The 20992-nt window shown below is 59.3% G+C and carries 17 protein-coding genes; 5 read left to right on the plus strand and 12 right to left on the minus strand.

Going from position 1 to position 20992, the window contains the following annotated elements:
* The first annotated feature begins 116 nt into the window (after positions 1-116).
* Complete coding sequence (locus BSF40_RS25575; RefSeq protein WP_095967337.1) at positions 117-962, plus strand: SDR family oxidoreductase; 846 nt, start codon at positions 117-119, stop codon at positions 960-962.
* Positions 963-1054: 92 nt separating this feature from the next.
* Positions 1055-1969 carry a DMT family transporter gene (locus BSF40_RS25580; RefSeq protein ID WP_095967338.1) on the plus strand — a complete coding sequence of 305 codons (915 nt, stop codon included), beginning with the start codon at positions 1055-1057 and terminating at the stop codon, positions 1967-1969.
* On the opposite strand, the gene BSF40_RS25585 is transcribed toward BSF40_RS25580, so the two are convergent.
* The 3 genes from BSF40_RS25585 to BSF40_RS25595 are packed head-to-tail and all read right to left on the minus strand — an operon-like array spanning position 1936 to position 4957.
* Positions 1936-2721 carry a tyrosine-protein phosphatase gene (locus BSF40_RS25585; protein ID WP_095967339.1) on the minus strand — a complete coding sequence of 262 codons (786 nt, stop codon included), beginning with the start codon at positions 2719-2721 and terminating at the stop codon, positions 1936-1938. The genes BSF40_RS25580 and BSF40_RS25585 overlap by 34 nt on opposite strands.
* A 2-nt stretch (positions 2722-2723) precedes the next feature.
* Entirely contained in the window at positions 2724-3923 is a 1200-nt protein-coding gene (locus tag BSF40_RS25590) for a phosphotransferase (RefSeq protein WP_095967340.1), read from the minus strand.
* Positions 3920-4957 carry an amidohydrolase family protein gene (locus tag BSF40_RS25595; RefSeq protein ID WP_095967341.1) on the minus strand — a complete coding sequence of 346 codons (1038 nt, stop codon included), beginning with the start codon at positions 4955-4957 and terminating at the stop codon, positions 3920-3922. Before BSF40_RS25595 ends, BSF40_RS25590 begins: the two co-directional genes overlap by 4 nt.
* A gap of 402 nt (positions 4958-5359) precedes the next feature.
* On the opposite strand from BSF40_RS25595, the gene BSF40_RS25600 reads away from it, so the two are divergent.
* On the plus strand, positions 5360-5809 hold the full coding sequence (locus BSF40_RS25600; RefSeq protein WP_095967375.1) for a hypothetical protein: 450 nt from the start codon (positions 5360-5362) through the stop codon (positions 5807-5809).
* A 171-nt stretch (positions 5810-5980) separates the two neighbouring features.
* Here BSF40_RS25600 and BSF40_RS25605 read toward each other — a convergent pair whose 3' ends face one another.
* Entirely contained in the window at positions 5981-6892 is a 912-nt protein-coding gene (locus tag BSF40_RS25605) for a LysR family transcriptional regulator (protein WP_095967342.1), read from the minus strand.
* A gap of 141 nt (positions 6893-7033) precedes the next feature.
* Here BSF40_RS25605 and BSF40_RS25610 point away from each other — a divergent pair, with 141 nt between their 5' ends.
* Positions 7034-7939, plus strand: a complete 906-nt coding sequence (locus tag BSF40_RS25610) for an AraC family transcriptional regulator (protein ID WP_095967343.1) — start codon at positions 7034-7036, stop codon at positions 7937-7939.
* Between the two features lie 37 nt (positions 7940-7976).
* Here BSF40_RS25610 and BSF40_RS25615 read toward each other — a convergent pair whose 3' ends face one another.
* From BSF40_RS25615 to BSF40_RS25650, 8 genes are all read right to left on the minus strand, one after another.
* Positions 7977-8903 (minus strand): zinc-binding dehydrogenase, encoded by a 927-nt coding sequence (locus tag BSF40_RS25615; protein WP_095967344.1) that lies wholly within the window; start codon positions 8901-8903, stop codon positions 7977-7979.
* Positions 8904-8998: 95 nt separating this feature from the next.
* Positions 8999-10246 (minus strand): MFS transporter, encoded by a 1248-nt coding sequence (locus tag BSF40_RS25620; protein WP_095967345.1) that lies wholly within the window; start codon positions 10244-10246, stop codon positions 8999-9001.
* Between the two features lie 11 nt (positions 10247-10257).
* Entirely contained in the window at positions 10258-11079 is an 822-nt protein-coding gene (locus BSF40_RS25625; RefSeq protein WP_095967346.1) for an SDR family oxidoreductase, read from the minus strand.
* A gap of 56 nt (positions 11080-11135) precedes the next feature.
* Positions 11136-12497 (minus strand): phosphotransferase family protein, encoded by a 1362-nt coding sequence (locus BSF40_RS25630; protein WP_095967347.1) that lies wholly within the window; start codon positions 12495-12497, stop codon positions 11136-11138.
* Between the two features lie 37 nt (positions 12498-12534).
* Positions 12535-12984, minus strand: a complete 450-nt coding sequence (locus BSF40_RS25635; protein ID WP_095967348.1) for a nuclear transport factor 2 family protein — start codon at positions 12982-12984, stop codon at positions 12535-12537.
* A 33-nt stretch (positions 12985-13017) separates the two neighbouring features.
* On the minus strand, positions 13018-13836 hold the full coding sequence (locus BSF40_RS25640) for an SDR family NAD(P)-dependent oxidoreductase (protein ID WP_095967349.1): 819 nt from the start codon (positions 13834-13836) through the stop codon (positions 13018-13020).
* A 66-nt stretch (positions 13837-13902) separates the two neighbouring features.
* Entirely contained in the window at positions 13903-15255 is a 1353-nt protein-coding gene (locus BSF40_RS25645; RefSeq protein WP_095967350.1) for a DUF1329 domain-containing protein, read from the minus strand.
* Positions 15256-15321: 66 nt separating this feature from the next.
* Positions 15322-16992: a DUF1302 domain-containing protein gene (locus BSF40_RS25650; protein ID WP_095967351.1), complete on the minus strand. Its 1671-nt coding sequence runs from the start codon at positions 16990-16992 to the stop codon at positions 15322-15324.
* Positions 16993-17377: 385 nt separating this feature from the next.
* On the opposite strand from BSF40_RS25650, the gene BSF40_RS25655 reads away from it, so the two are divergent.
* Positions 17378-20941, plus strand: a complete 3564-nt coding sequence (locus BSF40_RS25655; RefSeq protein ID WP_095967352.1) for an indolepyruvate ferredoxin oxidoreductase family protein — start codon at positions 17378-17380, stop codon at positions 20939-20941.
* The last annotated feature ends 51 nt before the right edge of the window (positions 20942-20992 follow it).

Consider the following 20992-nt stretch of genomic DNA (forward strand, 5'->3'; position numbering starts at 1 on the left):
ACTTTGACGATTTTCACCTTTAGGCTTTCAATGCCCCTCATACACCCACGCAATACGCGGTGTTCAGCAGGAAAAACGCGCTAAAAATCCTTAGAAAAAAAACAAGAGGAGCCACCATGAACATTGATTTGAGCGCCAAACGCATCATCGTCACGGGCGCTTCGCGGGGCATCGGCCTGGCCATTGCTCGGGCATTCGCCGCTGAAGGGGCACGGGTCGCGATCTGCGCCCGCAGCGAGACAGCCGTCCGCGAAGCGGGTGAACTGCTTGCCGAACACGCCCAGGCAGTCATTGCCCGGGCTGTGGACGTGACCGACAGCGAAGGCGTCAAGGCGTTCGTGGCGGAAGTGGCGGCCACTTGGGGTGGCGTTGATGTTCTGGTGAACAACGCAGGCCAGGGCCGCAGCGGTAACATCGATACCCTGACCCCGGAAGCGATTCTCGAACATGCCAACATTCTGCAGATGGGGCATTTCCGCTTCGTCCAGGCCGTGGTGCCGCACATGCGTGAACAACGCTGGGGGCGAATCATCGAAATCAACGCGCTGGCCGGGGCGATTCCGACGCCTGACGGCATCCCCTCGGTGATCAACCGCGCCTCGTGTATCGCCCTCTCCCGCTCGTTGGGCATGTCATTGCCCAAGGACAATATCCTGGTCAACAGCCTGAATATGGGCTGGATCGATACGGGTCAGTGGGACCGTCACTACAAGGAAATGGGACCGGGTGTCAGTCGAGAAGAATTTGACGCAATGGTGATGAAAGTCGTGCCTTTGGGGCGTTACGGCAAACCGGAAGACGTCGCCGGCATGGCGCTGTTCCTCGCCAGCGAATACGCCAGTTTCATCAGCGCCGCCTCGATCGACATCGCCGGTGGCATGGGCGGGCAGATTGCTTATTTCCCAACGCTCAAGCGTGACTTTGCGGCAGCCATAGCGGCGCGCAACGCGGCTGACAAATAACCTGCGCACCCTTCGCGGTATTCACCCGACGGCCGCGTGAGCGGCTGCCGGTCCCGGTGCGCCCGGCGCACCCTTCACGTCGGCGCCTTGCGATGAACCTGCTGCTACCTATTCTTGCCACACTGATCTGGGCCGCCAGCACGGTGGTCAATCGCTTGTCGGTGGGAGTTATCGACCCCGCGGCGATTTCCTTCTACCGCTGGCTGACCGCCCTGCTGGTCCTGTCACCGGTGTTATTACCCAAGGTTTGGCGTTTACGGCGCCAGATTCGTCCTCATCTGCCCAAGCTGTTACTGCTGGGTCTGCTTGGCATGTCGCTGTACCAGTCACTGGCGTATTTTGCCGCGCACACCGTCACCGCCACCTCCATGGGCTTGATTCTGGCAACCATGCCGCTGCTCACCGTGCTGTTGGCCTTTCCGGTCCTCAACGCGCGCCCGACGCCGATGTTGCTGATCGGCGCCCTGATCTCGTTTGCCGGGCTGGCCTGGTTACTGGCAGCCGGCGACCTGCCGTCGCTCTGGCAGCAGGGCGTGGGCCAAGGTGAGCTGATGATGTTGCTGGCGTCGCTGTCGTATGCGCTGTACTGCGTGCTGGTGAAACGCTGGCAGATTCCCCTGCCGACCTGGGAAAGCCTGTATGTGCAGATTCTCTGCGGCACGCTGTTGCTGGTTCCGCCCTTCCTGCTGGCGCCATCGATTGCCCTGACGACCAGGAACATCCCGCTGGTCCTGTTCGCCGGCCTGTTCGCTTCGGCACTGGCACCTGGCCTGTGGATGCGCGGCCTGCAAAACCTCGGAGCAGAAAAAACCGCGGTGTTGATGAACCTGGTGCCACTGTTTACCGCCATCCTGGCCATCGGCCTGCTGGGGGAAACACTGCACCTGTATCACGCGGTGGGTGGCGGGTTGATTTTGCTGGGGATTGCCTTGGCGCAGTGGAAACCCACGCGGGCCAAGGCCCGCGCAGTGACTCAGGCCACCAGCAAGGTATCGCGCAACGTTTGAAGGCCCGCTGTATTCAAACCGCTGAAGCGTTGCAGATATCGATCCAGCCCGCCGTACTCGGACTCGATGACCGCATAGGCGGCATTCAGATACTCAGGTCGGGCATCCAATACCGCGTCCAATGCGGCTTCGCTGACCGAGCGGCCAGCCATCCGGCTCACCGCGTGACTGATCGCTTCCTGGCGCCCGGCGTTCAGCTCACTGAAACGTCGGGCCGAACGCAAATAGTCATCCATGATGTGTTCAGCAGAGACACCCAGGGCCTGCAACAGCAGCATGACCGCCACACCCGTGCGGTCCTTGCCGGCCGTGCAGTGAATCAGCACCGAGCCGTTGCCTTGGGTGAACAGTGTGAACAACGTCGGCAACAGCGGCGCCAGCAAGCCCGGCAACTGTCGGTAGACCTCCAGCATCATGCCCTGTGCGTCCTCCGCCTGCGGATCGTCTGCCAGCATGGCCGCGACACGCGGGTCGGCGCGCACATCGCCAAGCACCTCAAGGTGAAGTTGCTCGATGGTAGGGTCGGGCACGAGATTTGGATACCGGTCGCGCTCGCCGACGCTGCGCAAATCGCAGACCGTGCGCAACCCCAGACGTTGCAGCGCCTGCCAGTCTTCAGCCGTCAAACTGTGCAACTGGTCTGCCCGTAATAGCGCGTCGCCGCCAATTCGACGGCCACAGCGGGCAACCGTGCCTTTGAGGCTGCGAAAGTTGTCGGCACCCTGCAGCCGCAATGTTTGCTGATGGACCACGCTCAATCCTCCAATAGATGTTGATAGGCTTGCGTCAACGGCCGTGCCCCCTGCCCCAGTATCGGCGTTCGACGCGGCTTGCGACCGTGAGTGAGCAAACGCACCGTATCAAAATCTTCGGCGGCGGCAAAAAAACGCTCCACCATCGGCAACCCTGCTTGCCCCCAGTCATCCATGTTCGACATCCACGTCTGCATGCCCCACACCGGCCAACGGCGCAGTTGCGCCCACGCAGCGTCTTGATCGAGTACGCCTTCGGCACCCAGGCTGATCAACTTCTCCCGGTACACCCGAAGCAGGTGCTGGGCGTCGGCCTGGCGCTGCGCAACGGTCAGTGCGCCGATCATGAAATACGCGACATCACGCCATGGCCGGCCGCGCCGGGCCAGTTGCCAGTCCAGCCAGATACGCTGGCCATCGCTGCGCAGGAAGCTGTTGCCCTGATGCGAGTCGCCATGAATCACACAACCGGGCGACATCTGTTCCCGTTCGAAGGCTGCCAGTTCATCGAAGGCATGACTGAACAATTCCGGCGTCTCGTACATCCATTTCGGCAGAAGTCGCTGGTAATCCGGTTTGCGCAGATTGACCTTGATGTAGTTGTACATGCGCAGCAGGCCGTCGCTGTCCACCGGGTTGGCCATCGACACCGGCAACCAGCCCTGAGCCTGCAAACCACGCAGGCCCCAGGTCGCCGCATGCAGCAGGGCCAATGACTCCAGCCCCCGGGCCACCCCGTCCACACCGATGTGATCGGTGCTATGGCCGAACTGCCCGGCGGCAAGCCCCAGGTCTTCCATCATCACCACACCCCGGCCACCGCCATCGGCATCCCAGTCAGTGAACCAGGTGTTTGGCAATGGCGCGCCGGACCAGCCGTTCGCCAAATGATAGAAGCGTGATTCGAGCTCACAGATATCGCCACTTTCGAAGCCCTCGGACCAGTTCGACTTCAGGCAAACATGCGCGGGTATACCCGTGCGCTTTCCGATCTCGTTCAGTTCCAGTCTGACGCGATACTTGGTGGTGTGCCCGTTTCGCACCTCCACCGCTGTCAACGCCAGCACTTCGATGCCGGGGTAGCGTGGCTGCAATAGCTGCGTTAGCCACGACGCGGTGACCTCGCTGAGGTGCCGCGGCAGGCGGCCGTCACGCTGCGGATAGGGCCGCCCGGTGGGCACAGTCAGCAGGCTGCCCGTCACGGCGTCAACACCGCATTGGCGTTGGCCGGCACTTTCAATTTGAGTAGTTCGATGGCGTTACCGCTGCGAATCCGCTCGCGGTCATGGGTGGATAGGCCCAATCCTTCTGTCAGATCGCCATGGTCATAGGCACCACCGAAGTTGGTGCCGTACAACAAGCGATCTGCCCCCACCACCTCCGCCACGCCACGACGCAAGCCAGGCGCATGCACGTCGAGGTCGAAGTAGAAGTTCTGCATGTATTCCATCAGTGGCCGTTTGTTACGCGAGTCCGGTGCCATGGCTCGGTTGAGTTCGCTCAAGCGTCCCAACTGGAACACCGCCATGCCGCCGGCATGGGTGATGTAGGTTTTCAGGGTCGGGAAAACATCCAGCGCACCGCCGCAGATCAGGTACCAGAAGAACAACGTTTCATCGACGCAATCCCCCACGATCGAGGTGGTTTCGAACTTGTCGTCGGTGTGTTTTTCACCCCAGTAAATCGACTGGTTGAAGCCGTGCACCATGATCGGTACGTCGAGTTGAGTGAGCTTTTCCCAGACGGGGAACAAACGCTCATCATGCGCTTCCAGACCATTAAAATTGGCCCCACCCACGCACACACCCTTGGCGCCCAGTTGGGTCACGGCACGTTCGATTTCCTTGGCGGCGTTCAGCGGATCCGCCAGGTTGGCGTGGCACCAGAAGTCGAAGTGGTCGGGATCGGCCCGGCAGAATGCCGACAACTCGTCGTTGCAGATGCGTGCATATTCATTGGCGAAATCGCCCGCCCAATACATAAAGCAGTGGGATGGTGTGGACATCACCAATTTATCGACGCCCCGTTCGGCCATCAGCTTGCGACGGCTGGCGTGGCTCATGCGCGCCAGGATGTTGGCCTGCGCTTCGGCATCTGTCGCGGCCTTGGCCGGTTGCTTGGTGCCGAGGGAAAAGTGCCCCACGGTCAGCCCCTGCACCTTCATGAAAGGTCCCCAGAACTCGTGACGGTTCAGCATGCCTTCGGTCAGCAAATGAGCGTGGACATCAATCAGCATGGCGTTCTCCTTATTGTCATTAGCCAGCGCGCCGAATCACCGATTGGCGGGTGATTGGCTTGAATTGAGGTAGGAATGCCTCAGTGCAAATATAAACATATTTTTAATTACTGTTCAGTTATTTAAGGAGCGAATCCACGATTTCAAATGATCCAGTCAACGCCGTGCCCTACTCCCCCCCAGCGCACGCATGAACTTCTGTTGGACCACATGTATCGCCTGGCCCTGGAAAGGGTCGCGAGCCATGATCGGAACGGCCGGAACGCTCGAACGGTGATCCGGCAGTTCAAGCAACAACCGCAAAAACGGCATCACCCTCCCGTCAGCATCTCCCCCCCAATAGCGCTCGATGCGCTATACCAAAATCCCCCCGTACTACATTTATTGAGCAGGAGGTTGATCATGAACATGAGAAACCGGTCGGCGGCGCTGATGGTCACTGTGATGATGTTTGGCTGTACACATTCATCAAGCCAGACAGTGACCATTCCTCTGCTTGCTACGCCACGCAACACTGGCGAGATTGCCAATGTGACGTTGGCCAGCCAAGGCCATGAGACCGCCTTTACCTTCATCATCAGTGGGGTTCCAAGCGGCACCCTCAGTCCCTTGAATCTCTACACGTCGATCCATAAAGGCAGCTGCAAACAGTCCGGACCCGTGGCCTACACGATGAATGAACGGATCAATACCAGCCGCATTTCCGATACTCGTGGATGGACCTATTCGCGAAGTGCGCCTGTGGCTTTGTCAGAGCTGTTTTCCGCTGGGTACTCGGTGGTCGTCACCACTACGCCGGCCGATGGCAACGTCGATATTTTCTGCGGAGATATCAAGCAAGCGGCGAATTGAAATTGATCTACCACGCGTAAACAGCCCCTCTGCAAAGTCGCAAAAACCAACATGTCTTCCAGTATCTGAATATCCAATACCACCGTGAAGTTCGCTTGATTTAACGATCCCCTCCTCCCTCGATTCCGGTCAATAACCAGGCAACGCCGTGCGCCTGGCCGACGGTCAAGACTACGAAGCGCAAGCCATGATCATGAACTGCCGAAATGCCTGGGCCGGTGCTGACAAGCGGGTATCGGGCAACCAGATCAGTCCGAGTTCCATGGGCGGGATCACGTCTACCAGCGGGCGGATTTCAATTTTCTTGCCTTCCAGGGACCAGGCCCGGTAAAGCATGTCCGAGAGAATGGTCACCCCAAAACCATGGCCCACCAGGCCGCGCAATGCCTCCATGGAAGAGGTGCGAAAGGCCACTTTGGGTGCCAGGCCACGGGACTCCCAATAGCGCGACGTTGAAATTTCCCCCTCATCTACCGTGGCGAGGATATAGGCATGCTCGGCGACGTCTTCGAGATTGATCGAAGGCGCCGACATCAGCGGGTGCTGACTGGCCAGCCAGAGCTGGCGGCGGGAGCGAATCAGGACCTGATGGGCCAGCCCCTCCAGGTTCGGTGTGTTGGAGACAATCGTCAGGCCCAGGTCAAGGTCGCCATTGCCCAAGGCTTCTTCAATGCTCTGGCGGTCCATGTCGACGAGGTCGATCTCGACCTGCGGGTAACTGCGTTTGAAACGGGCCAGCAGTGCCGGCAGAAAATAACCGAGTACGGTGTAGGAGGCACCCACGCGCACGGTTCCCTGCATGGCATGGCCAAGAAACAGCGGCTCGCTGAGCGCGTCCTGCAGGGTGTCGAGGATGTGCCGCGCATGCTGGGAAAACTTGTTGCCTTCAGCGGTCAGGGTCACGCCGTGGGGCAGGCGATCGAACAGGCTGACACCCATGGAGTGTTCCAGATGCAGCACCGCCGCGGTGATTGCCGACTGCGATACATGCGCCTTCAATGCCGCCTGGGAAAACTGCCCGGCATCGGCGGCGGCCACAAAATAACGCAGCTGGCGCATTGAAATATCTTTGCCTTTTGTCATCTGATTTTCTGATACCTGGCGTCTGAATATATGAAACAGCTCAGTCCGCGTGCTGGGTACACTCAAGACCAGGGAGCTGTTCTACCTATCGTTACCCTTCGAATTTCAGCACCAACAATAAAAATGGCTGAAGGTTGAAAAATGAGCGCAATCCACTACAGCGAGTACGACTGTGAAGCGTCAGGCAATTTCCTGACTGAAGCTTCACTGGCCAGGCAAGGGTTCGAGATCCGTGTGGAAAAGGCGCAATGGTCCGGCTCCGGCACGGCCTTGATTGAAACCGGCAACAGTTGCCTGCTGCGGCTGATGCTTCCAGCCGGGGTTCAGAGCAAACCCAATTGCGGCAGCTTTTCCAGCCACGACACCCGTCACTTCCAGCCCTTGGGCAAGTTGCTGTTCATCCCCCATGGCACCGCCTTTCACCTGCGTCACGATGCTTGCGATCAAAAGGCACTGGTGTGCTTGTTCGATCCCAATTCGCTCGGTGTCCTAGGCAGTTATCGCTGGAACTGGCAGGACAATGTCAGCGAAGCCATGCTCAACCTGCAAAGCGGCTACCTGCAGACTTACTTGCAACGCCTGGCCGAAGAGGTGACCAACCCCGGCTTCGCCAGCGAACTGCAGACTGAATGCCTGCTCACCAGCATTGCCCTGGACCTGCGCCGCGAATTTATCGACGCGCCCGAAACGTCCGTCAGTCCCCCGATCAACGCTGAAAAACTCAGCCCACGGCAATTCAACATTCTGCGTGAGCTGCTCGATACCACGAGCGACGAAGGCCGCTCACTGCGTGACCTGGCACTGGCCTGCGATTTGCCGTTGCGGACATTGTCCAGCCGCTGCAAAAACACTACGGGCATGACCCTGCGCCAGTACGCAGCGCAACATCGCCTGCAAAAAGCCATGGCCCTGCTGGCCGACCCTCGGTTGATGATCAAACAGGTTGCCTATGAGGCCGGCTTCACCAATGCCGCCGCTTTCAGTGCTGCATTCCGCAAGGAAATGGGCATTACCCCGGAGGAGTTTCGTCACCAGCGCCAGCGCTGAAAGCGCCCCGACGAGGGAACTTTCAGCGTTTCAGTCCTTAACGACGAATCGTGGCGGTAATTTTTGCGTGGGGCCCATTGACCTGAGCGGCCCAGGCTTCAGCCGCCTGGTCGAGGGTGAAATCGAGGTAATCCACCTGGATCTGCTGCTCCTTGGCTATCTTCAGCAAACGCAGCCAGATCTGCTCACGATCGGCAGGCGGACGCTGGCCTGTTCCGATGCACGACAAGTTGCGAAACAGAAGATCGGCAATGTCCAAGTTGAGCTGGCGACCGGCCCCGGTGCCAATGGTCATGATGCGCGCGCCCCAGTTGGTTGCCTTCAGGGAAGTCAACATGGGCTGACCGCACACCAGGTCCAGCACCACATCAAATCCACCATCGGCGGCGTCCTTGAGCGCGGCGACATCATCGCTGCCGCCCAGCGTCACTACAGCGTCGGCCAGGCCCCGTGACTTCAGTCGCCCGAGCGCGTCAGCCGACCGCGCCGCACCCACCACCTTGCCCGCCCCCATGCCGCGGGCCAGTTGCAGGGCGATCTGGCCGAGCGTGCCGGTGGCGCCCAGAATCAGGACCTTTTCACCCTTCTGAATCGCTGCTTTTTCCAAGGGAACGATGGCGCCGGTCGCGGCGATGCCCATGCTGATTGCGGTTTTATCGTCTACGTCGTCCGGTACATTCCAGACTTCAGCTTGCGGCACCAGGGTTCGTTCTGCGAAGGCACCAAACGGCAAGACAGAGCGTTCACCGAAATACACCCGTCGACCATCCGGCGCACGGCCCACGCCTTCGCCGCGAATGACACAGGGGTATTCAACACCGAGACGGTAGGCGCCAAGGACATCCCATCCCCCCAGGCCAGCGGTATCAACATCGATCAGTACCGCGCCGTCTTGCGGCTGCGGCTCACGAAACTCGCCAACTACCGGCGGCGCATTGCGCTCGGAAATGATTGCGGCACGCATGGCATTCTCCTTGTCTGTTTTATTTTAAGGCTGCACTTTGAGTGTTAGTTGAACATATTTTGATTATTTGTCCATATATTTACAAGTGCAGGCGCCTAGCGCGTCGCCAGAGAGTGCGCCTGATAACGCGGATACCCACCCAATGTCAGGAGCAGCAGGGGACCGACGACAAAGCAGATGAAGCTGAACAGCAGCATGGCCGAGTAGCCACCGGTGAGTTTGAACAACCCCGCAAACAGCAACGGCGAGATCGCGGCGCCAGCGGTTATCAAGCCCAGATGTGCGCCAAACAAGCGACCGTAGTCACGCATGCCGAAGTAGCGAGCGATCAGGAAGGCTGCGATGTCGAACTCAGCCCCCGCACCAACCCCCACCAACAACGTGGCGAGGGTGTACAGGGTGATGCTGGATTCGCCGTAGGCAAAAATGCCGCAGGCGAATGCCGGCATCAGCAGCGCCAGCGAGGCGACACCCGGGGCCCATAACCGGTCGATCAGGTAGCCCACCAGCAATCGACCGAGAATCAGCGACACGCCGAAGCTGCTGAAAATCTGGCTGGCCTGCAAGGCGCTCAGACCCCGGTCCTGCAATAACGGAACAATGTTGGTGACCATGCCGACCACGCAAGACACCACCAAGGTCATCGACAGGTTGCACACCCAGAACCGCCACGACCGTAGCGCGTCCCGCAGCATCAACCCACCGGTGTCTTCGCTGGCGGCCGGCTGTTGTGCCGTGTGCTGGCTGAACCCGGCGCTCGGCATTAACCAGCGTAAGGCCAAGGGCAATGCCAACAGGACCGGCAATACGGCCAATGCCATAAAACCCGCCTGCCACTGCCAGCGTCCGATCGCCCAAGCGGTGATCAGCGGCAGGATAATCGCCGCCAGCCCGGAGCCGCTGAGAATGATCGCCAATGCGAGGCCGCGGTTTTCCTCGAACCACAGGTTGATCAGGTGCGACCAAGTCACCTGCAATGTACCCAATCCGGCCAGTGGCACCAGGAAAAAGCCCAGGTAGAGGGTCCAGATCGAGCCGCTGATGCAGCTCAGGGTGAAGACGCTCAGGGACAACGCCAACAAAGACAGCAACGTGACCCGGCGCAAGCCATACCGCAAGTTGAGCCAGCCCGCCAACTGCGAGGCGACAATGGTGCCCAACGACAGCGCGGTGATCGCCGCTTGCAGCTCCGCCCTGCCCCAGCCCATGGCATGTTCCAGGGGAATGACCATGGAGCTGAAGCTGTACAGCAGCAACGAACTGGAACTGGTTGCAACGCCGACCAGCGCCAGGATCAGCACCCGCCAGCCGCGTTTAAACTCTGTGTTGTCAAAGCCTTTCATGGTGGGTGCCCTCAGTCGTTGCCGATAAACACAGCCGCTTCCGCACTTTTGCTCAGCACATGGACGCGACGTGCCGCGCCCGGTGCAATCGCGTCCTGGACGAGCGTGTCTTCCGGGTGGATCAGCGTCGGACCGTTGGCCAATTGCGACAGCGCCAGCAGTGCCAGGTCATCAGCCTTGGGCAAGGTCATGGTCAAGGCATCGGGGATGTTCAGCTTGACCATGGCATCGCGCATGGTCGGTGTATCGACGGTGCCGATGAGCAAATTGAGCACATCCACGCCCCGGTCCTTCCATTCCGCCCACAGCGACTCACCCAGGTTGAGCGCGAACCCCTTGGTGGCGGTGTACATCGCCAGTTTGCGAATTCCGCCCAGGGCGGCCTGGGAACCCACCAACAGCAAGCCACCCCGACCGCGCTCCAGCATGGCCGCACCAAACGCGTGGCTGCACTGCATGACGGTCAAGCTATTGAGTCGCAACAAGGCGCCCCAGCCCTCGGCCGAGGTATCCAGAAAGCGTGTGATGAAAGGGTCGCCACCGGCGTTGTAGATAAACAGGCCGACTTGCCGCTCACCGACCGCCGCCAGCAATTGCTCGCAGGCATCGGGATGGGACAGGTCCTGGATCACCACCTGCACTTCAACGGCGTAGCGTTGCTCCAACTCACTTTTCAATCGCATCAGGACGTCGCCACGGCGTGCCACCAGCACGCAGTTGAGGCCACGTTCGGCCAGTGCGTGGGCAAAGGCCGCACCGACGCCATGGGAGGCACCGGCAATCACTGCCCACGGGCCATATCGATGCTGGAAGGCACTATCAGGAACTGACATAAACACTCCGGATACAAAGGCCCGGTAGCCAGCCACCGGGCGAAAATGGCACCGCGTCAATCGACCGGTGGCAGGTCGATGTGGCTGGCAGAGGCGCCAATGGCGGTGCTGCCATAGACCAGGACGCGCCGCTCGATTTGCACCATGAACAGGCGCAGCAAAGGCTCGTCGTATTCCGGCCCGGCACTTTTGACAAAGGCTTCCAGTGCCGCTTCGATCTCGTCGTAGTCACTGAACGTGCGATCCAGCAGGGCTTGCGCCTCTTGTTGCTCCAGCGCGCGCAGGTGCAACTCCATGGCATCGCCGCGCCCCAGGTATTCCACCAGTTTGCTCACTGCACGCAGTTTGGTTTGCTGAAATTCGTTGCCGACCTCCACCTGCGCCAGGGCGTCGCTCAGCATGGTCAACAGCTGTGCATTCGGGCCGTTGGTGACGATGTCCAGCGTCGGCACTTCCAGGGCAATACCCATGGCTTCGGCCAGCGCATGCACCACCACCCGGCGCAGCGCGATATCAAATTCGGTGTAGGTGTCATGGGGGTCACCCGGCTGTGGCGTCGCCACCGATGCCGAGAACTGCATAGTGCTGACCGTGGCGAAGAGCGCGGTGTGGTAACGCACCACATCAGGCTCCGCCGGTTCGCCAGTCACTTGCTGATAGTAGCTATACAGGGCCGCAAAACTGTCCCCGAGCGGTTCGTAATTGTCGCGCATGCGCGCCGAAGCCAGGTCGGCCAGAGGATCGCCGATCATGGCGAACTCAAAATCGTAGAGGCCATGCACCTGGCCGTTCTCGAACAGAAACTGCCCCGAATCGTACTGAACGAAAGAAGGTCGGGTACGGTGTTGTGGCACATTGCGCCGTAGCCAACCGAGAGCGAATTCGGCCAGAGGCTGAGGCCTAGTTTTATTGCGCGCATACAGCGGGTAATAGGCTTCCAGCCCAGCCAAAGTGATGTCCTCGGCACTTTTCGGCAGGCTAATACCCTGATCAATAAAGGGTTGCAATGGCAGTTGGTGCATTCGCGCCATGGCGTCGACCCACTGGCGTGCAACCCCATGACGTTCAACATCATTCTTCGCTGTGCGGACGTCACGGCTACCCGGCACCAACTGCATCAAGATCGCTTGCGGGTCTTCGCAAAAGCCGTAGATATGCGGTACGGGCACGCCTTGCTGACCGAGCAAAGAGAGAATATCCGCCTCCCGGCGCAAATCCGGGAATGGGCTGACATCCCCACCGCGCTCGCCACGAATATGCAACTGAAGGGTTTCGCCATCGCGTTGCAGCTCAAGGTTCCAGGCAGGACGCCAGCGCAGCAGGCGATGCATGGCCATGACCTTCCCGCCCAACAGCCCTTCGACGAAGGTACGCAATTTTTCTTCTACCGGATCACAGGTCGTATTTGTAGTTGGCATAGGTCTCTCCTCCAGGCGCTGCTGTCCAGCGCCGCTATCAATGGCTACTGATAACACCAGCGTTCGGCCCGCCCACATGTTCTAGCGACACGCCCTTTTTCTTCGCCAGGTCGGCAGTGTCCAGGTACTCGCGCCAGGCACAGATAAGCCCGTGCTCGTCCAGCTCATACACCGCCACCATCGAGTGCGGCATGGGAACACCGTTGTTTACGCAATAATCGTCGCGCTCAGTCATCACCACCCGCTCCGAAGAGACGATGTGCCGCGTGGTGCATCGGTTATGGGTGACATAACTCATCTGCCGTTCTATCTCTTTGCGCAACGCCTCGCGCCCGCGGATCAGCGGTCCTCCGGGCACCCACAGTTGCCAGACGGCGTCATCGGCGAACGTGGCCATGATGCGTTCGATATCCGGGCGGCTGCCGTCGCTGCCATCGCCCCAGGCAGCTAGCATGTCAAGAATGAAACGTTCCTGTTCGAGTGCCATAAAAAGGGCTCCACAGCAGTGAAAGGGGCGGAATCAGGCCGAGGCCTGGGGTAGCAGGAAGTTACGCACCACCGGCACCATCGGCGTGCCGCAACTCATGCCGCCATCGACGCGCATCAGCGTACCGTTCACGTAGGCGGCATCGTCGCTGGCGAGGAATGCGGCCATGGCGGCGATGTCTTCTGGCTCGCCCAGTTGCGGTACGTTTTGCAGGTCGAGAAAAGCGGCCTTCATGGCCTCGTTGGCCCAGCTTTCCATGGCCGGTGTTCGAATGACCCCCGGCAAAATGCCGTTGCAACGAATGCCGCGTTTACCAAAGGTGGCGGCAATGGTTTGCACGTACCAATTGAGCGCAGCCTTGGAGGCGCCGTAGCTGAACTGGGAGATTTCCCCGGCAATCGAGCTAGTGGACGACGTGAACAGAATCGAACCGTTGCCTTGAGCGAGCATGTGCGGCAAGGCGTATTTGCAGGCCAAGACACCGCCCAGCACGTTGACACGCATGCAGTTGTGGAACAGTTCGGTGTTGAAGTTGATGAAGTCGATATCGCGGGTGGTGGCCGGGTTTCGGTACACCGCATTATTGAACAGCACGTCGATACGGCCGAAGGTCTGGACGGTCTGTTCAACCATCTCCCGCAGGGCGTCTTCCTGGCCGACATCCACTTGCAATGCCAGGGCATTGACGCCGATCTCAGCCGCCACGGCCTGCGCCGATTCGGCGAAAAGATCGGTGACCACCACGGTGGCGCCTTCCATACCAAAGCGCAGTGCCGAAGCGCGACCAATGCCGCTGCCCGCGCCAGTGATCACGCAGACTTTGCCGTCCAGGCGTTTCAGAATCTCGCTCATAAAGATGTCTCGGGAACGAAGAAAAAAATCGGCGTTCGAGGCGAACGCCGAAAAGGGCGCACGATGTCAGCGGGTTTGACCACCAGCGATGGTCTGTGGGTTGGCTTCACGCTCAGCGACCGGCTCCTGGCGGTAGCGTGTAGGGCCGTTGCCGAACATGCCGTACTGATCACGGGTGAAGTCGTACAACGAGTAGGAATCCTGTTGCGGATTGTTTGGAATACCGTAAGCCTCGATGTTGTACTGCGAGCCGGTACGGAACAGCGCACCGCTGTCGTCCCAGGCGTCGTAGACAGCAGCACCAAAGGTGTCTTCGTCGATGTAGTAGCGACGCTTTTTCTGCGCATGGCGCACGCCGTCCTTGCGGGTCGCTTCCACTACCCAAACACGGTGCAGCTCCCAGCGCTCACAGGCGGGGTTGATGTGGTTGGGCATGAGTTTTTTCTCCATGTCGCAACCCCATTTCAGCGTGTAGTTGCTGTAGGGAATCAGCATTTCTTTCTTACCCACCAACTTCCAGTCAAAGCGGTCCATCTTCCCGGAGAACAGGAAGATTTCGTCGTAGAACGCTACCCCGCCGAACGCCGAGTTAGGGGTGTCGTAGTTGAACTCCGGAGCCTTGCGCACACGCCGCTGGCCGGTGCTGTAGCTCCAGGCGTAGCGGGAGTCGGTGACCGGGTCGAGGTAATCCCAATACCCGGATGCCTGCCCGGCGGTTCGGGCCGGTGCGACAACGTGCGACCAGATACGCTGCGCAATTTTCGGATCGCGCCCCGGTACATCCAGTTGATAGAAAGGTTTTTCGCCGGTGGAACGGTTTGTGTTGGTCAACGTCACATGACCCTCATTGACCACATAGGCACTGTGGTTCCAGTCCCAGCCATTCACGCCTTGGTAATTGAGGATGTAGTTCCACATCACCTCGCGGCCATCGCGCGGCAGCGGGAACGGCAGACCGCCACGGCACGCTTCGCTGATCGACAGACCATCATTCTCGGTTTTGCAGTCTTTACGGGTGGCGTTGCGTTGGGTGGCTGCCAGGAAATTTGCTGGAAAGGCAGCTGTCCGGTGGGTGGGGTACACCTCAAGGTAATAAGTGTCGGGATATTTTTTGAGCAGCTTCAACTGCCCTGCCGTCATCTGGTCAGCGTACTGATCTGCATTGCTTGCAGTAATGCGCAAGCGTGGTTTTTCATTGGCAAACGGGTTCGGCCATATCCCGTCGCCAGGCACCATACCGGCAGGGACTTTCAGACCACCGTCGTACGCCGGAATAGTGCCTGCCGCGTTGCCGGCGACAATCGAACCAAACTCCGTGAGCTTGCTGCCCAGGTCCGCTGCGGTAAAGCTCTCATCGGCCACCGCCGACCCCGCCAAAGCGATGGCCACCAGGCCTATCGCATAAGAATTAATCTTCATGACCTTCTCCATTCAGATGGGTGATCACCGAGCCCGGTGATCACTGCATTGCATTTCAGGGGCGGTTTAGAACGCTGTGCTGACGGTCAGGGAGACCCAGTTACGATCGGTCAGGCCCACGTCACCGGAACCGCCGACGACGGTTTTGCCGACGCCGTTGACATCTGCGTAATGGCGTTCGCTGCCGTAGCCGATATAAGACAGAGTCACGTCCATGCGCTCGTCGTAGGTGCCCTTCACACCGGCCTTCCAGGTGTATTTGCCTTCGTTGCCTCCTCCTGTGGCGGCATTGCCGCTGACGCCGTAATCCACGCTCATGGGGGTGGAAATGTTCCAGCCGGGGAACACCCCTAGCCACTGCGGCGCAAAGCTGACGGCAAGGCCGACATAATTGTCGGTGGCACAGCCGAAGTGCTTGTCCTGCCCCGTCGGGCAGCCACCGTAGCCTTCGCCCTTGAACAGCTCTTCATGTTTGGTCACCCGCTCCACATGACTGAAAGCCATTTCGGTGATCAGGCTGCCGGTGTCGAAGTAATTGGTACGCGGCAGCAACCAAAGGCTGTTGACCACTAGGTGCCAGGTATCACCTCGGGCGCCCTCGTTGTCGAGGGTGCTGATGTTGCTGGAGATCAGGGAAGTGTTTTGGCGATACGACAGGTCTACCCCCACGGAGCCGCCACCCAGTACCGGTCCTGCGGAGTAACCCAGGCCATAAAGCTTGACGTTGTTGGCGTAAACGTAGCGGGCGAAAGTCGGCGCCACTTGCAGGCCCCACGGGTTGTAGTCATCGAACTCGCGGTAGTACAGGCTGACTTCCGAGTGCAGATAGTCGAAGCTGTAGGTACCCATCACGCCCCAGTTGCCCTCGTCCTTGGGCTTGAGCGGATCGATCAATGGCCGTGTGACACCGCTGAACAACGGCAAGCGGTCCGGCCCTTGCAGGGCAATGTCGGCGGAGGCCAGATACGTGCCGCCTTCAGGCGCGCGAGTGGTGTCCCATTCGAAGAAATATTGCGCCGCCAGCGACAACTTGTCGGTGACTTGCGCCTGGGTGGAAATCTGCGTCAACGGCAGGAAGATTTCGCGCGTCTCGGTGCCGGGGTTACTCACGGCCTTACGCCCGTCCAGCGGCGCTTGTGAGTAGGAAATGGCATGCCCGGCAATCAACAGGCCATTGCCCCAATACACCGTATGCCGACCGGCACGCACGCTAACCGGGATTTCCCCGAGATCAAAGCGGGTAAACGCAAAGGCGTCCAGCAACTCGCCGCTGGGTCCGCGGTGGTAGCGCTTGGTAAAGTTGGAGTAATGGCCGTTGGTATAGCTCGGCGTACTCTTACCCGGAAATGCGCCGGGGTAGAAGACATTGCCATCGCTGGTTTCGACATCGGTGTCTTCGTACGCCTGGTCGTACCAGGCAGCGCCACTGATGCGAAAGCCGTTGTACTTCTTATAGGCCACCTCCATTTCGCTCATCAGGTCGACGCGATTGGTCACCACATCGCCTTTATCAAACTTGGAATCAGATTCGTCGTAGGTGGCGTTGTTGGCCAAGGCATTGTCACGCCCCTCAGCTCGCACGCCGAGGTTGTAGCGAACGGTGTTGTCCCAGCGCGCGGTCAGGTCCGGATTGCCAGTATCAAACTCGGCAGCCTGACTGTTGCCAACAGACAAAGCACATCCAGTCACGCTGAGCCAGACAGCCAGGCTTAACGGCTTTAGTTTTGCGTCGATCATCAACACTCCCATTCCTTTCTTGTTGTTATTGGCTGCCGAAGCGCCGGGCCGTGTTAACTGCGTCTATGAGCACTGGCTGGAGGGCTTTCGGTATGGACTGAAGTAGACGGGACGGGGTGGTTTGGACACAACGCCTGAGAACATTGCTGAAATGCATTTCGCTATTGGCGAAATGCTCGGAAGCCGTGAGGAACAGAAAATGCTAAGCAAAAAAACGGGGCACCATCAGGGGCTGATCGGCGATTGAAACGCTATTTGAATAACCAATACCGAAACGCAGTTTTTGTGATTTTACGATGACAAAACCGCTCCCTAGACTCGGCTCAATAACTAGGCAACGCCACTCTCCCGGCGCCGCCACGACAATAAAGCCTGGAGGATGAGCATGAGTGCGTCCCCGTCCCTGGATGACAAATACATCCAGCACAGCGGAAAAGTTTTACTCACCGGGATTCAGGCGCTGGTGCGTCTGCCCCTGATGCAGCGCCAACGCGATTTGGCCAATGGCTTGAACACCGCCGGGTTCATTTCCGGCTACCGCGGCTCGCCGTTGGGTGGTTTCGACCAGGCATTGTGGAAGGCCCGGGACTATCTCAAGGAGCACCACACGGTGTTCCATCCAGGCATGAACGAAGACCTTGCCGCCACGTCGATCTGGGGCACACAGCAGGTCAACATCTTTGAAGGCGCCACCTATGACGGCGTGTTCGGCATGTGGTACGGCAAAGGTCCTGGCGTCGACCGTTGCGGCGATGTGTTCCGTCACGCCAACGCTGCCGGTACGTCGCAATTCGGCGGTGTATTGGCGATTGCCGGTGATGACCACGGCGCTCGTTCCTCCTCGCTGCCGCACCAGACCGAGCATATTTTCAAAGCGGTGATGATGCCGGTACTGGCACCGTCCGGCGTTCAGGAATACCTCGACTACGGCATGCACGGCTGGGCCATGTCGCGTTACTCAGGCTGCTGGGTCGCACTCAAGGCCGTGGCGGATACTGTGGAAAGCGCGGCCGTTGTCGATATCGACATCCATCGCGTTCAGCCCATTATCCCGGACATCCCATTGCCGGAAGGCGGCCTGAATATTCGTTGGCCGGATCCGCCCCTCGCGCAGGAACAGAGGCTGCTGGAGCACAAGCTGTACGCCGCCCTCGCCTACGCCCGAGCCAACCGCATCGACCGCATCGTGATGGATTCACCGAAAGCGCGAATCGGCATTATCACATCCGGAAAATCCTACCTCGACGTGTGTCAGGCGCTGAAAATCTTGGGCATCGACGAAGCCCTGGCACAGCAAATCGGCCTGCGCGTGTACAAGGTCGGTATGGTCTGGCCGCTGGAGGCTGAAGGCGTTCGGCAGTTCGCCGAAGGCCTGGAAGAGATTGTGGTGGTGGAAGAAAAACGCCACATGATCGAGTACCAGCTGAAGGAAGAACTCTACAACTGGCGTGAAGACGTGCGTCCGCGCATCGTCGGCAAGTTTGACGACAAGGGCGAGTGGAGCCTGCCGCACACCGGTTGGCTGCTGCCAGCGGTAAACGACCTGACGCCGGCAATGATCGCCCGTGCTTTGGCCAAGCGTATTTTGCGCCTGCATCAGAACGGTCCGCTGCAAGTGAGCCTGGCGGTGCTGGACGCACAACTGGCCAGTAAAGGCCAGTTCAGTAACCTGATGGAGCGCGTGCCCCACTACTGCTCCGGTTGCCCACACAACACCTCGACCAAAGTCCCGGCGGGCAGCCGTGCGTTGGCCGGTATTGGCTGCCACTACATGGCGGCATGGATCTATCCAGAGACCCAGACGTTCAGCCAAATGGGCGGCGAAGGCGTGGCGTGGATCGGACAGGCGCCGTTTACCAAGACCGAGCATGTTTTTGCCAACCTCGGCGATGGCACCTATTTCCATTCCGGCATTCTCGCGATCCGGGCCGCCATCGCGGCCAAGGTGCAAATCACCTACAAGATTCTCTACAACGATGCCGTGGCCATGACCGGTGGACAACCGGTGGACGGCAGCCTCAGCGTGGCGCAAATCAGTCGACAGCTTGCGGCCGAAGGCGTGCAGCGTCTGGTGGTGGTCAGTGACGATGTCGAGAAATACCAGCACATCCGTGATCTGGCAGACGGCGTGCCGGTGCTGCGTCGCGACAAGATGGACGAAGTGCAGGAACAGTTGCGCCAGTTCAAGGGCGTGTCGGCAATCATCTATGACCAGACCTGTGCTGCGGAAAAACGTCGGCGTCGTAAACGCGGCAAATTCCCGGACCCGGCACGCCGGGTGGTGATCAACGAGGCAGTGTGTGAAGGCTGTGGCGATTGCAGCAGCAAGTCCAACTGCATGTCGGTCGTGGCGGTGGAAACCGAGTACGGCCGCAAGCGTGAAATTGACCAGTCCTCTTGCAACAAAGACTTCACCTGCCTCAACGGTTTTTGCCCGAGTTTTGTCACGGTCGAAGGTGGCTCCTTGCGCAAACCCAAAGCCCTGGCGGCCGCGAAGGATGACGCGTGGGATTTGCCGACGCCCGCGACCGTAGCGCTGGATGAGCCTTACAGCATCTTGGTCACTGGCGTGGGTGGTACGGGCGTGGTGACCATCGGCGCACTGCTGGGGATGGCGGCGTTCATCGAAGGCAAAGGCACGCTCAATCTGGACATGGCCGGCATGGCACAAAAAGGCGGTGCGGTGTGGTCGCACATTCGCATTGCCGCGCACCAGGAACAGTTGTTTGCACCCCGGATTGCCGAAGGTGAAGCGGCCTTGCTACTGGGCTGCGACCTGGTGGTCAGCGCCAACACCGAAACCCTGTCCAAGCTGCGTCACGGTGTTACCCATGCATTGATCAACAGCGAGGAAAGCATCACCAGCGCCTTTGTGCGCACCTTCGCTCAGCAAGCGGAAAGCGGTGATTTGCTGAAGCACCCAGATCCGAAATTCCAGACCCAAAGCATGTCGGCACAAATTGCCGAAGCGGTGGGCTCGGACCAGGCGAACTTTATCGACGCAAGCAAAATTGCCACTGCGTTGATGGGCGACTCGATTGCCACCAACACCTTCATGCTTGGCTATGCCTACCAGAAAGGTTGGTTACCGGTGGGTAAAGCAGCGCTGCTACAGGCCATAGAACTGAACGGCACGGCAGTGCCCTTCAACCTCTCTGCCTTTGACTGGGGCCGGTGCAGCGCCCATGACCTGCCGCGGGTATTACGCAATCTGGAAGCCGGCAAGGTGCAAAGCCCGGACCGCTTACTGTCACAAAGCCTGGAAGAAACGCTGGAACGGCGCATGGAGTTTCTCACTGCGTACCAGAACTACGCCTATGCCCAACGCTACCGGTATCGTGTCGAGCAATTCATCAAGGCGGAAACCGCACTGTTCGGACAACCCGGCAAGCTGTCGGCGAGTGTTGCCCGTTACTACTTCAAAGTGCTGGCCATCAAGGATGAATATGAAGTAGCCCGTCTGTTTACCGACGGACAGTTTCTGGAAAAAATCCAGGCCAGCTTCGAGGGCGATTACCGCCTGCGCTTCCATCTGGCGCCACCGCTGCTGAACGATAACGGCTCCGGCCGCGAACCGAAAAAACGCAGTTTCGGTCCGTGGATGCTGCAAGGCTTCAAGCTGCTGGCCAAGCTCAAGTTCCTGCGCAACACCTGGCTCGATCCGTTCGGCCATACCCATGAGCGCAAGGTGGAACGCAACTGGTTGGCGAACTACGAATGCATCCTCGACTTAGTGCTGACGGGTTTGAGTGTCGAAAAGCAGGCCCTGGCTCAAGAATTGGTAGAGCTGCCTGAAAGCGTTCGCGGGTATGGTCCGGTGAAAGAGCGGTTCCTCGACCACGCGCAACAGCGTCAGGCGCAGTTGCTGGTGCAGTGGCGTAATGGCAACACCGCTCAGTTCCATGATGCCAGCCAGAGCAACAGCAAAATCGCCGTCACTCAACTGTAAGCCTTGCCCGGGCTGCACATTGTGCAGCCCGGGATGTTGGTTAATTCAACA

Source organism: Pseudomonas sp. ACN5, assembly GCF_002303975.1.
GTDB lineage: Bacteria > Pseudomonadota > Gammaproteobacteria > Pseudomonadales > Pseudomonadaceae > Aquipseudomonas > Aquipseudomonas laurylsulfatiphila.

What these genes read in the sequence shown, in the direction of transcription:
- BSF40_RS25605 (WP_095967342.1), bottom strand. Translation starts at nt 6,892, where the DNA reads ATGACAAAAGGCAAAGATATTTCAATGCGCCAGCTGCGTTATTTTGTG.
- BSF40_RS25630 (WP_095967347.1), bottom strand. Translation starts at nt 12,497, where the DNA reads ATGCCAACTACAAATACGACCTGTGATCCGGTAGAAGAAAAATTGCGT.
- BSF40_RS25645 (WP_095967350.1), bottom strand. Translation starts at nt 15,255, where the DNA reads ATGAAGATTAATTCTTATGCGATAGGCCTGGTGGCCATCGCTTTGGCG.
- BSF40_RS25610 (WP_095967343.1), top strand. Translation starts at nt 7,034, where the DNA reads ATGAGCGCAATCCACTACAGCGAGTACGACTGTGAAGCGTCAGGCAAT.
- BSF40_RS25600 (WP_095967375.1), top strand. Translation starts at nt 5,360, where the DNA reads ATGAACATGAGAAACCGGTCGGCGGCGCTGATGGTCACTGTGATGATG.
- BSF40_RS25640 (WP_095967349.1), bottom strand. Translation starts at nt 13,836, where the DNA reads ATGAGCGAGATTCTGAAACGCCTGGACGGCAAAGTCTGCGTGATCACT.
- BSF40_RS25625 (WP_095967346.1), bottom strand. Translation starts at nt 11,079, where the DNA reads ATGTCAGTTCCTGATAGTGCCTTCCAGCATCGATATGGCCCGTGGGCA.
- BSF40_RS25635 (WP_095967348.1), bottom strand. Translation starts at nt 12,984, where the DNA reads ATGGCACTCGAACAGGAACGTTTCATTCTTGACATGCTAGCTGCCTGG.
- BSF40_RS25575 (WP_095967337.1), top strand. Translation starts at nt 117, where the DNA reads ATGAACATTGATTTGAGCGCCAAACGCATCATCGTCACGGGCGCTTCG.
- BSF40_RS25650 (WP_095967351.1), bottom strand. Translation starts at nt 16,992, where the DNA reads ATGATCGACGCAAAACTAAAGCCGTTAAGCCTGGCTGTCTGGCTCAGC.
- BSF40_RS25595 (WP_095967341.1), bottom strand. Translation starts at nt 4,957, where the DNA reads ATGCTGATTGATGTCCACGCTCATTTGCTGACCGAAGGCATGCTGAAC.
- BSF40_RS25655 (WP_095967352.1), top strand. Translation starts at nt 17,378, where the DNA reads ATGAGTGCGTCCCCGTCCCTGGATGACAAATACATCCAGCACAGCGGA.
- BSF40_RS25580 (WP_095967338.1), top strand. Translation starts at nt 1,055, where the DNA reads ATGAACCTGCTGCTACCTATTCTTGCCACACTGATCTGGGCCGCCAGC.
- BSF40_RS25620 (WP_095967345.1), bottom strand. Translation starts at nt 10,246, where the DNA reads ATGAAAGGCTTTGACAACACAGAGTTTAAACGCGGCTGGCGGGTGCTG.
- BSF40_RS25615 (WP_095967344.1), bottom strand. Translation starts at nt 8,903, where the DNA reads ATGCGTGCCGCAATCATTTCCGAGCGCAATGCGCCGCCGGTAGTTGGC.